The 13488-nt window shown below is 69.4% G+C and carries 9 protein-coding genes and 1 pseudogene; 3 read left to right on the forward strand and 7 right to left on the reverse strand.

Annotated elements, in window-relative coordinates; all coding sequences use genetic code 11:
* Positions 1–36: 36 nt before the first annotated feature.
* Positions 37–1065, reverse strand: a complete 1029-nt coding sequence (locus ABEB03_RS28160; RefSeq protein WP_345655334.1) for a LacI family DNA-binding transcriptional regulator — start codon at positions 1063–1065, stop codon at positions 37–39.
* A 706-nt stretch (positions 1066–1771) separates the two neighbouring features.
* On the opposite strand from ABEB03_RS28160, the gene ABEB03_RS28165 reads away from it, so the two are divergent.
* Positions 1772–2818, forward strand: coding sequence for a LacI family DNA-binding transcriptional regulator (locus ABEB03_RS28165; RefSeq protein WP_345655336.1), 1047 nt, complete (start codon positions 1772–1774; stop codon positions 2816–2818).
* Positions 2819–2874: 56 nt separating this feature from the next.
* On the opposite strand, the gene ABEB03_RS28170 is transcribed toward ABEB03_RS28165, so the two are convergent.
* The 5 genes from ABEB03_RS28170 to ABEB03_RS28190 all read right to left on the reverse strand — a co-directional run bounded on the left by ABEB03_RS28170 (position 2875) and on the right by ABEB03_RS28190 (position 9528).
* On the reverse strand, positions 2875–5115 hold the full coding sequence (locus tag ABEB03_RS28170; protein WP_345655338.1) for a glycosyl hydrolase family 65 protein: 2241 nt from the start codon (positions 5113–5115) through the stop codon (positions 2875–2877).
* Complete coding sequence (locus ABEB03_RS28175; protein ID WP_345655340.1) at positions 5115–5999, reverse strand: carbohydrate ABC transporter permease; 885 nt, start codon at positions 5997–5999, stop codon at positions 5115–5117. The genes ABEB03_RS28170 and ABEB03_RS28175 overlap by 1 nt, the downstream gene beginning before the upstream one ends.
* The gene (locus ABEB03_RS28180) at positions 5996–6898 is read right to left on the reverse strand and encodes a carbohydrate ABC transporter permease (RefSeq protein WP_345655342.1); all 903 of its coding nucleotides are present in this window, start codon (positions 6896–6898) and stop codon (positions 5996–5998) included. Before ABEB03_RS28180 ends, ABEB03_RS28175 begins: the two co-directional genes overlap by 4 nt.
* A 65-nt stretch (positions 6899–6963) precedes the next feature.
* Complete coding sequence (locus ABEB03_RS28185; protein ID WP_345655344.1) at positions 6964–8238, reverse strand: ABC transporter substrate-binding protein; 1275 nt, start codon at positions 8236–8238, stop codon at positions 6964–6966.
* A 399-nt stretch (positions 8239–8637) separates the two neighbouring features.
* Positions 8638–9528, reverse strand: coding sequence for an AraC family transcriptional regulator (locus ABEB03_RS28190; protein ID WP_345655346.1), 891 nt, complete (start codon positions 9526–9528; stop codon positions 8638–8640).
* Between ABEB03_RS28190 and ABEB03_RS28195 the strand changes: the two are divergent.
* Positions 9523–10317: pseudogene (locus ABEB03_RS28195) on the forward strand (alpha/beta hydrolase); the annotation flags it as partial. The gene ABEB03_RS28190 and the pseudogene ABEB03_RS28195 overlap by 6 nt on opposite strands.
* Before the next feature lie 49 nt (positions 10318–10366).
* Here ABEB03_RS28195 and ABEB03_RS28200 read toward each other — a convergent pair.
* The gene (locus ABEB03_RS28200) at positions 10367–12160 is read right to left on the reverse strand and encodes a SpoIIE family protein phosphatase (RefSeq protein ID WP_345655348.1); all 1794 of its coding nucleotides are present in this window, start codon (positions 12158–12160) and stop codon (positions 10367–10369) included.
* A 216-nt stretch (positions 12161–12376) separates the two neighbouring features.
* Here ABEB03_RS28200 and ABEB03_RS28205 point away from each other — a divergent pair.
* Positions 12377–13488: HAMP domain-containing protein (locus tag ABEB03_RS28205; RefSeq protein WP_345655349.1), on the forward strand; the 1112-nt coding region annotated here is incomplete at its 3' end.

Here is a 13488-nt window from a genome sequence, read left to right on the forward strand (position 1 = left end):
TCCCGGGGGCAGAGAGAGTCCGGCCGAGCCGCTGGGTCATACGGCTTTGCGGTCCGGTACGGGTCCAGTGGAGCCGCGCACCACCAGGGCGGCGGGCTCCAGTTCCATGTCGGCGGTGGTGCCGGTCTCGATCAGCTCCACCAACGCCTGTGCGGACGCCCGGCCCCAGGAGAACGGGTTCGCACGGCACGTGGTCAGCGGAGGGCTGGTGTACGAGGCCAGCGGCACATCGTCGAAGCCGACCACCGAGAGGTCTTCGGGCAGCCGCAGTCCGCTGTCCTGGGCGACCGCCATGCCGGCGGTGGCGGACAAGTCGTTGCCGTACACAATGGCCGTCGGCGGGGTGGGCTGGTCGAGCAGCATGCGGGTGGCCCGCGCTCCGCCCTCGGCGGTGAAGCCCCCAGGCAGGAGCGTGCCCTCTCGCAGGCCGGCTTCGGCAAGTGCGTCCGCCCAGGCCTGCCGGCGGCGCCGGGCGTGCACGAACTCGTCGGGGCCGGCGACGTAGGCGATGTCCCGGTGCCCCAGACCGACCAGGTGTCGCACGGCATCGCGCACGGCGGGGCGGTCGTCGAGGTTGATCGCCGGCAGTCCCGCGCCCGCCTCGACCGACCCGACCGCCACGGCCGGCAGGCCCAGCTCGGCCACCAGCGCCGGACGGGAGTCGTCGACGCGCAGGTCGGTGAGGAAAACTCCGTCCACGCGACGGTCGGACGAGAGCCTGCGATAGGTGTCCACTTCGCTTCCGGGCCGGCTGATCTGCAACATCAGACCGTTGCCGGTCTCGGAGATGACTGCCTCGATGCCGGCCATGAAGGCCGGATAGAAGGGATCGGTGCCGATGAGTTCGGGTTCGCGGGTGAGGACCAGGCCCACTGCGCGGGCTCGCCCGGTGGACAGTGCGCGTGCGCTGCGACTCGGCGCCCATCCCAGCTCCCCGGCCGCGGAGCGAACACGCTCCTGCGTCTCCTGAGCCACGCCGGGACGATTGTTGAGGACGAACGAAACGGTCGCGCGGGACACTCCGGCCAACTTCGCCACATCGGCGATGGTCGGACGACGGGACATGTGCGTACCGCTTTCTTCAGACGGGACTGTCACCACGCGCTCCCCGGGTCGTACGGCCTGACACTCGTCGACCTCGGCCGACGAGGTCTGTTTCAGGACCTCACGATCACGCGGAGCCTCCTGGAAGGAGAGCAGCGCGCCGGCGTTTAAACCGGTTTGAATGGCTGCCCCGTAGCTTCAGCCCAGGAACCGCGAGAAGTCAAGAGGTCGAGGAAAAGAATATGGTTTGCACAGTTTGTCGCTTTGGTCCCACGTGGCCTTCACTTTGGCCGGCCCGGCGACGACAACGTCGGTGCGAGTGGGGTCCGACCTTCACAGTTGCCCTGTGGTCGAAGGCGTCACGATCCCACCCCGTGCCTTTTGTCACATTTTCGATGACCCTTGTGATGACCCTTCGGCGGCCCTTGTGATCGCCCTGGCAGTGGCCTTGACATGCGGGAGCCCACGGTCTCCCGATCTGCCCTGGGCCATGTCGGATGCCGTCCCGGACAGCGAGCCGGGGCCGCCCCGACGTCCGCCGACGCCCGTTGGCCTTGGCGCCCCTCCCCTACTGTCCAGCCTCGACAGCCCGGGCTTGAACGATAAAATCGATCCGTCCGGCATGCGGGGCGCCGATCTCCGTTCATGCACATACGTACGGGTCGACCAGCGGGGGATGCACATGACGGCCGGTTCCCATGGCCCACGGCTGACTCCGGGGCCGTCCGTGACCATCTCGGACGTCGCCGAGGCGGCCGGGGTGTCACGACAGACGGTGTCCAACGTGCTCAACGCGCCCGACCGGGTCCGCGCCGAGACACGGGAGCGGGTCAATCGGGCCGTCTCCGACCTCGGTTACCACCCCAACCGGGCGGCACGCTCGCTCAGGGGCAGCTCTCCCCGCATGGTGGGGTGCAGAATCCTGCCGGTCCACGCGGAGACGGTGGCCTCCATCCAGGACCGCTTCCTTCACGCACTCGCCGAGGCGGGCCAGGCATGCGACCACCATGTGCTGCTGTTCACGGCGCCCGATGCCGATGAGGAGACCGAGCGGTGCACGGCGCTGTGGCGCGCCGGGGCCGTGAGCGCGGTGGTGCTCTATGACGTCACTCCGCACGACCCGCGTCCACGCCAACTGGAGGCAGCCGGGGTCCCGTTCGCCACGTTCGGGCGTACGGCGGCCGGTGCTGACGGCTATAGCTGGGCCGACGTCGACAACACGGCCGGGACGGCCTCGGCGGTCGATCACCTGGTTGCCGCCGGCCACCGGCGCATCGGATTCCTGGGCTGGCCCGAGGGCTCCAGTGTCGGCGACGCCCGGGCGCACGGCTGGCTGGCGGCGATGGACCGGCACGGCCTGCTCGCCCAAAGCCATCGGCTCGACGTACGGGGCGACGACACCATGTCGAGTGGTACGCGGCTCATGGTGGAGCTCCTGGACCGGCCGGAACCCCCGACCGCTGTCGTCGCGGCGACCGACACCCTCGGAGTCGGCGCGCTGCACGCGGTGCGTCACCACGGGCTGCGCCCCGACGAGGACGTCGCGGTGGTGGGATTCGACGACACCCCGGCCGCAGCGGCGATGGGACTGTCGAGTGTCCGTCAGCCGATAGAGGAGGTCGGCCGGTTGATCATGGCCGAGCTGCTGCGGCTCATCGGCCGGAGCGCGGACAAGGACGTCGACGGCGCTGCCGAGTCTCTGCACCGGCTGCTGGTTCCGGAGTTGGTCGTGCGCGCGAGTTCGGCGCGGCCGCGCAGCGCGCACGGCGGCTGATCCGGCCGCGCGCCTCTGCCTCTGCCTCTGCCTCTGCCTCTGCCTCTGCCCAACGGCTACCGGCCGACCACTGGTGTGCGCGTAGCGAGCCTGACCTCTCCCCCGGACGGGACGTGTTGGAGCTGCCCCGCGGCCTCCACCGGGAGCGCTTCGCCCGCGTGCAGCCGTACGGTCGTACCGTCGTGCCGTATGTCGATGTCGAAGACACGGCCCCTCCAGCGCAGCCGCCGCAGAGCGATGCCGCTCAGCGGGTCGGGCAGGATCGGCGCGAGGACGACCCGGTCGGCGCGCCAGCGCAGTCCCGAATAGCCGTAGAGGAACTCCTGCAGGAAACCGCCATGACCGGTGAGAAAGGTGAAGGCTCCCCCGGTCCGGGTCTCGGCGAACTGCTCGAAGGGCGGCCGGAGGAAGGGCTCCACGCTGCGCCGCGTGTGCTCGAACGCGGCCTTGGCGTCGCCGAGTTCGGCGTAGACGATGGAGTGCACCGAGTCGGTCATCGACGGGCCTTCCTCGTGCGTGCGGGGCACGTAGTACTCGAGGTCGGCCCGGGAGACCTCCGCGGGCTGCGGGTTCTCCCACGGGTAGGCGAGCATCACCACGTCTGCCTGTTTGATCTGTTGGCCTTCGTATCCGGTGAACTCCGGGTGGACGCCGAGGGCTTGATCGAACGGGACGACCATCCGGTCCGCGACGTCCGTCCAGTGCGGATCGGCCGGCTGCCCCAACGTCTCTGCCGCCCGGGCGGCGAAGCGGAGTGCGGCCCGGGCGGCGACGTTCGTGTAGACGGAGTCGTCGTGCGGCCCTTCCGCGTACTCGTCCGGCGGAATCACCCCGTTGATGTGACAGCGGCCCTCGTCGTCGGCGGTGACCCGGCTCGTCCAGAAGTCCGCGACCGCGCTCAGCACGGGCAGTCCCGACGTACGCAGCCATCGCTCGTCGCCGGTGACCAGCCAGTGCTGCCAGAAGGCCAGCGAGACATCCGAGCTGACGTGTTGTTCGAGACGGCCGCACGGAGCCCATACCGGTGTGTCCTCGTCACCGGTGAGACCGCTCTCCCAGGGGAAGCGGACGCCCCTGTATCCGCCGTCGGCGGCGTAGGCGCGGGCCGCGTCGAGCCGCAGGACCCGGTAGTCGAGGACGCTCTCGGCGATCTGCGGGTGCTGGGCCAGGAGGCTGGGCAGGATCCAGGTCTCGGTGTCCCAGAAGACATGGCCGTTATAACTGTCGCTGGAGAGCCCGGCGGGTGAGAGCGACCACGGCGAGTCCTCGCGCACGCTGGTCAGTAGGTAGAACTTCGAGGCCCGTACCTGGCGTTGCAGGCGGGCGTCGCCGCGGACGACGATGTCACCCTCCCACTCCCGTGCCCAGGCCCGGCGGTTGTCGTCGGCGAGCCGGCCATACCCCGCACGAGCGGCCTCGCCGGCGTGGGATCGGGCGGCGGCGAGCGGGTCCTCGGCCTCGTGCGAGGTCGCGACGGACACGTACTTGGTGAAGCTGTAGGAGTAGCCCGGCAGCGCGCGCACCGTGACCGTCTGCGCCGCCGTCTCCTCCCCCGATGGACACGACGGCTCGGCACCCTCGGCGTCGAGAACGGAGACGACCGCGGCGACGATGCCGCTTCCCTCGGCCTCCGTGACGCTCCAGATCCGTCCCGCACCCGCTCCCTGCCGGAGAGGTGTCGTGCGGGAAGCCGCCCGGTCGTCGAAGGTGTCGGTGACGACGAGTGTCCCCTCCCAGTGCGGGGTGAGCGTCACGGTCACGGCGGCCACGTGAGGCCGGGACCGGTCGGTGAGCACTTGGTAGCGCACATCCGTGACCCGGCCCGCCGGCGAGGTCCAGCGGGCCTCCGTGGTGATCACTCCGGTACGCAGGTCGAGGGACTGCCGGTACCGCTCGATGCCGCGAGCGGTACCGGCTTCCGGGCGTGTCACCGCTGCCCAGTCACCTCCGACAAGTTCCTCCGCCGTTGCGCGTACGGAGCTGAAGGCGTCGTTGAACGAGCCGCTGCCGTCACTCACGTCGAGCGTCGTCCAGGCAGGCAGGGACGCCTTGCGGGACCATCCGCCGCCGCGGCCGGTGTAGAAGCCGGCGACATGGAACTGGGTGCGCACGGGGGCCCCGGCGAAGCCGTTGCCGGCTGCCGGCACACGCGCGGCCAGCCGGCCGTTGCCGGTGAAGGCGGGGTGGTAGGCGGTCAGCGGATCGTCGGTGCTCAGCACCCACTCGTCCGAGTCGGCGGACAGCCCGCCGGCCGGGGCGCTTGCTCGGGCCGGCTCTCCCGTCGTGCGGCCGTCCACTATTTCAGCCCTCCTGCCGTGAGACCGTCCACGATCCGCCGCTGGAAGAACAACACGGCGACGACGAGCGGCAGGGTCACCACGACGCCGGCCGCCATCTGTGTGCCGAACGGCTGGTCGTACCTGTACTGGCCGGTGAAGAGCGACACGATCACGTTCGCGGTCATCATGTGACGGTCGTTCACCACACTGACCGCGATGAGGAATTCGTTCCAGGCGCAGATGAAGACGAGGATCGCCGTGGTGAAGACGCCCGGTGCGGCGAGCGGGAGCACGACCTTGCGGAACGCCTGCGCGGGTGTGCACCCGTCGACCTGCGCGGCCTTCTCCAACTCCGCGGGCATCTGACGGAAGAACGCGGTGAGGTTCCACACGGCCAGCGGCAGGGCGAAGCTCATGCTCGGGACGATCATCGCCTGGTAGGTGTTGATCCAGCCCGCGTCCGTGAAGAGTTCGAGCAGCGGCACCACCAGGATGATCGGCGGGAACATCGAGGCCGCGATGATCAACGTCAGGATCAGGGTCTTGCCGCGGAACTGCAGCCGGGCCAGCGCGTATCCGGCGAAGATCGCGACGACCAGCGTGACGGCGGTCGTGACACCGGCCACGACAAGGCTGTTGACCAGGGCCCGGCCGAATCCGTTGCGCGCGTCGAAGGCCGCGGAGTAGTTGTCGAAGGAGACCGGTGCGGGCAGCGGCGCGTTCGAGAACTGGTCGGCCGGTCTGCGCAGACTGGAGACGACCATCCAGTAGAAGGGCGCGAGGCAGTAGGCCACGACCGCCGCGATGCCGAGGCGGCGGGCCCAGGCAGTGCCGCGCCCGGCACGCTTCGTGCCACGCCGTACGGGTGGGACATGCCGGATCCTGAAGATCGTCGTACTCATGTCTCGCTCCCGGTGCCCCGGCCGATCAGATCGGCTCCGAACAGCTTCACGAACGCGAGGGCGACCACGGCGACGTACACGAACAGGACGGTCGCGTACGCGGCCGCGGTGCCGAAGCGCAGATTGGTCATCTCCTCAAAGGCGATCATCGAAAGCGTTTCGACCGAATCCTTGCGCGGCCCCACCAGGACGTACGGCAGGTCGAACATGCGCAGGACGTCCAGGAGACGGAAGAGGACAGCGACCACGAGGGCCGGGCGGACCAGGGGCAGGGTGATCCGCCAGAACACGCGCCATGCGGACGCGCCGTCGACGCGGGCCGCCTCGTACAACTCGCCGGGGATGATCTGCAGTCCGGCGAGGACGAGCAGGCCGATGAACGGCGCGGTCTTCCAGGTGTCGGCGATGACCACGGAGAGCCAGGCCTGGAACCCGTCGCTGCTCCACAGCACTTGGGTGCCGAGGATCTCGTTGGCGACCCCTTGGCTGTTGAAGATCCACTTCCAGAGCATGCCGGAGATCGCGGTGGGGATGGCCCAGGGCACGAGGACGGCGGCGCGGACGAAGGCCCGGCCGCGGAAGGCCCGGTGCATCACCAGGGCCATGGAGACACCGAGCAGGACCTCGAGGGCGACCGAGGCCAGAGCGAACGACGTGGTGTTCCACCAGGGCCGCAGCAGCCGGTCGTCGGAGAAGACGGACGTGTAGTTCTCGGCACCGTAGGAAGTGGCGGTCACCTTGAAACCGGTGTGCGGGTCGATGGACTCGCTGGACACCTGGAAGGACAGCCGCAGGGCAGCCACCACGGGGTATCCGATGACCAGGACGAGGACCAGGAACGTCGGTGAGAGCAGGGCCACGGCCAGACCGGCCGTCCCGGCCCGGCGCGATGAGCGCACGGGCCGAGACGGCGCGGTCTTGCGCACCGGTGTCGGCGTCGTGACGGACACGTGGGTGGCCCCGTCTACTTCGCGGCGATCGCGGCGGAGAGGTCCTTCTGCATGTCGGCCAAGGCCTCGTCGACCGACTTGGAGCCGCTCAGCGCGGCCGCGGCACTCTCCTGGATGGCGGCCGTGGCATCGCCGTAGTGCACGACCACGGGCCGGGGCGTCGCCGTGTCCAGCGACTCCTTGAGTGTGGCCAGGTACGGGAACTGCTTGCGCAGCGCCGGGTCGTCGTAGAGGCCGGTGTAGGGCGGGGCCGCCGAGTTGACCTTGAGGTTGGTCCTGGCGTTGGCCTCGTTGGAGAAGAATTTGATGAAGTCGAGAGCGGTCGCCTTGTTCTTGGCGAACTTGCTGATGGCCAGGTCGAGTCCGCCGAGACTGGACTTGCCGGGGCCGTCGAGGCCGGGCAGCGCGGCGACGCCGAACTTCCCCGCCACCTTGCTCGACCCGTCCTTGGCATTCGCGAGAGCCCACTGGTAGGGCCACTGCCGGTGGAAGAGGAGCTTGCCCGCCTGGAAGGCTCGGCGGCCGTCCTCCTCCTTGTAGGTGGAGGCCTGCTTGGGAATGGTGCCGTCCTTGAACCCGTCGGCGAGGAACCGCAGACCCTTCTTCGCGGCCTCGGTGTCGACGGTGGCCTTGCCCTTGTCGTCGACGACGCTGCCACCGGCGGAGGCCACCGCCTCGGAGAAGTTGACGGTCAGCCCCTCGTACTTGTCGAACTGCCCGGCGTAGCAGTCGACGCCCTTGCCCTCCGGGAGCTTTTGCACCTTCACGCAGTCCTGCTTCAACTCGGCCCAAGTGGAGGGCGGTTGGGCTCCGATCCGGTCGAGCAGGTCCTTGCGGTAGAAGAGCAGACCCGCATTGGTGTTGAACGGGACGGCGTACTGCTTGCCGAAGTACTCGCCGGTCTTCACGACGGCGGGGATCATCCTGTCGAGCGGGAACTCCTTGGCAGGGAGCTCGTCGATCCACTGGTTGGCCGCGAACTCGGCGACCCAGATCGGGTCGAGGTTGAGCACGCTGTAGGTGTCGGACTTGGTCTGAGCGTTCTGGATGAACTGCTGGCGCTGCTGATCGGCGCTCTCCGGGAGCTCGACGAGAGTGACCTTCTGATCGGGGTGCTGCTTGTTCCAGCGTTCGAGCTGGCCCTGCAACGTGCCCGTGGTGTCCTTACCGCTGGCCAAGGTGATCGGGCCGCGGTCCTGGGACTTCTCCGGCCCTCCGGAGTCCGTGTCGGAGGAGTCCGAGCCACCGCATCCACTGAGCACCGAGGCGCACATCAGCGCCGCCACCACCGCGGCCGCCCTCCGCACCGGCCTCGCGCCCGGGGGCTTCGGCCGGCTCGGTCCCGCGCCAACGACTGTCCGCGAAGAACTCACGGTGTCCTCCTCGTTGCTCACCGGCAGATGCAGACGCTGCGTCGACCGGCTCATGGCAGCGGCCCTGCCAACGGCTGAATTTGATCGTTCAAGATGCCGTCGATGCGTACTCCCGTCAACCCCTCCGGCAGCGACTGTGCTCGTTGTCTTCCGGCCGTTCTCACCTGGGAGTTGGTGCCGCAGTCGGCCGTGACGACTGATTCCGTGTGGAGAAATTTGATCGTTCATATTCAGGAAGGCGACTGTATGGCTCTCGCCCCCGGAAGGCGGGTCGGCTCACGGCGCGTTCGCTGTCACTCTGTGCGGGGGAAGCGACTACCGGCCCAGCGCGGGGTGTTGTCTGCGGTACTCGCGCGGGCCGACTCCCTTCCACCGGCGGAACGCCTGGGAGAAGCTGGAGACCTCGACGTAGCCCAGCCTCCGCGCGATCTGTTCGACCGGAAGCCCGGCGGTGATCAGGAGTTCCTCGGCCATGTGCTCGCGGACCTCCGAGAGCAGCGCACGGTAGGACGTGTCTTCCGCGGCGAGCCGGTACCGCAGCGTCCTGCTGCCGAGGTGGAGCAGGTCGGCCACCTCGCCCGCGTCCGGAGGATCGGACAGCCGGGCGACAAGAACGTCCCTGACACGGCCCGCCAAACCGGTCCGGGCCCGCCTTCGGGCCGGCAACTCCCGGCACTGCGCGAGGGCGAGGGCTGCTGTGTGCTCGTTGGCCTGAGGCAAGGGGAGGTCCAGGAGTCCCGGGTCGAGCCCTATGACGGTTTCCTGGGCGTCGAAGGCGGGGGTGACGCCGAAGACTCCGCCGTAGAGGCCGACGCCGTCCGCCGGGCGCGGGAAAGCGAAGTCCACTCGTCGGAACGGCACGGGTGAAGCGAAGAGTTCCCGCTGGATCGTCATGATCCCCGCCGCGTCGCGCTCGACGAAGAACCGCCGTGCGGAGGGCGGGACGTCGGGTGCGTCCAGTACGAGTTCTACGTTGCCCGCCTCTTCGCGCCGCCTGATGTTCCCCAGGGAGAACGACAGGTCGACGAAGCGGAGCGCCACGTCGATCACACTGCGGAGCGTGGGGCTGCTGACGAGCGCGAAGCCCCAGATGCCGTAGGTGGTGAGGTGGTAACGCTGTCCGGCTTCGATCCCGAGGCCGGGTCGGTGCCCCAGCGCGTCCTGCCTGATCGTGGTCAGGCCACACGAAAGAGCATCGCCATGCACAAGGCCCCGGCCCCCACCCTGTACCGCGACCAGCGGGCCTGGCGCGAGCTGCAGCGGTTTCTGCCCGAACGGCTCCGCCTGACCCGGACCACCGCGCCCGCCGAGGAGTTCTGGCGCTGGCAGGGCCACCGCGTCCACCTGGACCGCTACCCGAACCCGAACGCCGAGGCCAAGGTCGTCCTGCACCACGGCGTGGGCACCAATGGACGCCAGATGTCCCTCATCCTCGGCGCCCCGCTCGCCCGGCGCGGCTTCGGGACCGTCGCCCTCGACAACCTGGGCTACGGCCTCACCCAGGTCCGCCGCGGCGCCACCCCCACCTACGACGACTGGGTCGATCTCGTCGTCGACTACCTCGCCCACGAGCGGGCTCGCGACGACCGCCCGATCGTGCTCTACGGGCTGAGCGCCGGAGGCATGCTCGCCTACCATGTCGCGGCCAAGGCGCCCCGCGGGACCCTGCGCGGCATCGTCGGCATGACCTTCCTGGACCAGCGCGATCAGCAGGTCCGCGACGAGACGTCCCACGACCGGCTCACCGCACGTCTCGGCGGCCCGATGACGCGGCTGCTCGCCAGGACGCCGGCCGCCTCCCTCACGTACCCGATGAGCCTGGCCTGCAAGATGTCCGCGCTCGCCAACGACCCCGCGGCCATGAAGGTCCTGGCGAAGGACCGCACCTCGGCCGCGAACCGGGTTTCCGTCCGCTTCCTCGACACGTCATCGCCGACTTCGTCACCCAGCACACTTCCGGCCCGCGGGGCGACGACGGGACGAGTGCTGCGTGAGCGACGACGCCCTTCGCGTCATGCTCATCGGCGGCTGCTCGGCGAACCGGTCAGTGTTCCCCGCTGTCCGCTTCTGCGCCCGCCACGGGCAGCGCCTGCAGCACCAGGATCGAGAGGTCGTCCTCGACAGGGCTGGGGCCGAAACAATGCGCTGTCTGACGGATACGCTCGGCCACGGCTTTCGCGCCCAGCCCGGCGCATTCGCGGAGCACCGCGGACAGGCCGTCGCCGTCGTCCAGCTGCCGGTTCCCCCTTCGGCGCTCCGTGACACCGTCGGTCACGCACAGCAATGTCTCGCCAGGGGCCAGGCTGAAGGAGCGGGACTTGAAGTCAGCGCCGTTGTCGATGCCGAGCAGCATCTTGGGTTCCGCGGCGGCCATGACCGAGCCGTCGGTCAGGAGGCGCAGGGGCAACGGGTGTCCGGCGCTGGCGATCGTGCAGAGGGGGCCCTCGGTGCCCGAGCCGAGCTGCAGCTCCCCGTACAGCATGCTGAAGAACCGCGGGCGGGCCTGTTCGCCGCCGTTCGCGACGGCTCCAGCGCTCTCCTCCACCATGGCGGTGTTCAGCCTCCGGAGCACCGACTCGACTCCGTGGCCCTCGCGCGCCAGCAGTCTGACCAGGTACCTCGCCAGACCGGTGACGGACATCGCCTCCGCATCCTTGCCCTGTACGTCGCCGAGCAGGAAGCCCCAACGGCCCTCGCCCATCGGGAACAGGTCGTAGAAGTCGCCACCGACCGTCTGGCCCTCGCCGTGCGGCTCGTAGACGATCGCCGTTTCGACACCCGGAATGCTGGCCAGGAATTCGGGCAGCTGGTTGCGCTGAAGAGCCCGGCTGATCGTCTTCTGCCGGGTGTAGCGGCGGGCGGTGATCAACGACTGCGCGATCCGCCGCGCCACGTCCTGCACCACGTTCTCCAGGCTGCCGGTCATACGGAGCTGCCCGGACTTGCCCAGGAGGAGGACGCCCTGGCAGGCGCCGTCCGCGACCAGAGGGAACGCGAGCGCCGAGCCCCGCGTACCCGCGTCCCCGGCAGTCTCCGGCCAGGGCCAAGGGATGCTCGCCCTGCTGAGAACGGCCGGGGGTCGTTCCCTCTCCAGTTCGTGGCGCAGCGCGTCGATGCGCCACTCCTCGGCGTGCCAGACCTGGGACAGGCGCAGGCGGCCGCCTTCCGCGGCCAGCCATACGCCGCACCAGTCGGCGAGCCGGGGCACCAGCAGTTGTCCCGCGAGTGCGGCGACCAGATCCTCGTCGAGCTGGCCCGCGAGAAGCTCGCTTCCCTCGGCCAGGAAGGTGGGACCCGCCGGGTCGGGCCATTCGGCGATGAGCCCGTCACCGCCGCCGCCCGATACCGATGCGCCCGTCCCGGAATCCCGCGGGACGCGCCGCGGGCACGCCGTGGGCTCGGGCGCCCCGCGCCGTTCCTGCCCTGCGGCCTCCAGGCGGAACCACACCGACTTCTTGTCCTGGCCGTAGGTCACGCCCCATGACGTGGCCAGCGCGCCCACGATCCGCAGTCCGAGACCCCGCTGGCCGGGCAGGTCCTCGTGGGCGCGCAGTGCCCGTGTGGGGTGACGGTCGGCAACCTCGATGATCACGGCGACGGGGGCGTCCTTTTCGTACGCCGGTGCCGGGGAACCGGGCTCCTCCTGCGAGTCCGTACGGCTCCCGCCTCCTTCCATCGAGCAAATGACGTCGATGTCCGTTCCGGCGTGCATGACGGCGTTGGTGGCCAGCTCGCTGACGAGCAGCTCGGCATCCCCTCTGACCTCCTCGAACTCCTCCATGATCGCCTGGGACCCGGCCCCGACCACCGCGGCCTGCTCGGCGAGGGTCGCGTGCACGAACGCGCGCGCCTCGGAGGCCGCCCGCTGGTCCGGCTGCAGCGTCGTCCGCGATACGCACCTGTCAGGTTGCGAGATCAGAACCGATCCAGAGGGCAGAGCCGACCGAGGAGGCATGGCGATCATTTATGTCCTAAAGAGACCTTCATCACATATTTCCCTTACCGCCTATAGTGTGACGTATCTGCCCAGGTTGACGACAGGGGGTGGACTGCCATGGCGCTCGAACCGGTTTCGGCCGACGCACGCACCACGGCCGCGGACCCGCCCGAGGCCACGGAACTCGCTCCGTCCCCCGCGCCCCCGGGCGACGCATGGGTGCGCAGCAGCGACCTGCGCCCGGTGCTCACCGCTCTGCAATCACTGCGCGACGGTGACTTCACCGTGCGCGTCGACGGTGCGGAGGAGGGCGTCCTGGCGGAGGTGGCCGGCATCGTCAATCAGATCGCCGGGCGCAACGAGCATCTGGTCAGCGAACTGCAACGGGTCCGCCGCGAGGTCGTACGGCACGGCAGGCTGGACGAGCGCCTCTCGGCGAGTCCGGGGCAAGGCTCGTGGGTGACAGGCGTGGACTCCGCGAACACCCTCCTCGAGGCCTTGGTGGCTCCGGTGTCGAACGCCACGCGCGTACTGGACGCGGTGGCGGTCGGGGAGCTGACGCAGCGCGTCGACCTGCACGACGGCAGCCGCGAGCTCCGGGGCGATCTACGGCGTCTGGCACGCTGCGTGAACCGCACGGTCGACCAGCTCTCCCTGTTCACCGGCGAGGTGACACGCGTGGCGCGCGAGGTCGGAACCGAAGGCCGCCTGGGCGGGCGCGCCCATGTACGTGGTCTGTCGGGCGACTGGCGCCGGGTGATCGAGGCGGTCAACACGATGGCGTCCCGGCTCACGTCGCAGGTCCGGGACATCGCCGTCGTCACGACGGCGGTGGCACGCGGCGACCTCACCCAGCATGTGACGGTGGAGGCCACTGGTGAGGTGCTGGAACTGAAGCTCACCGTCAACACGATGGTCGACCAGCTGCGGGCGTTCGCCGACGAGGTGACACGCGTGTCCCGCGAGGTCGGCACCGAAGGACAACTCGGCGGTCAGGCACACGTCGGGGACGTCTCCGGGGTCTGGCGGGACCTCACCGACAACGTCAACTTCATGGCCTCCAACCTGACGTCCCAGGTCCGCAACATCGCTCAGGTCACCACCGCCGTCGCCACCGGCGACCTGAGCCAGAAGATCACGGTGGACGCGAAGGGCGAGATCCTGGAACTGAAGTCGACGATCAACACGATGGTCGACCAACTGTCGGCGTTCGCCGACGAGGTCACCCG

Origin of the sequence: Streptomyces siamensis (assembly GCF_039543605.1) — a bacterium.
GTDB classification, from domain to species: domain Bacteria; phylum Actinomycetota; class Actinomycetes; order Streptomycetales; family Streptomycetaceae; genus Streptomyces; species Streptomyces siamensis.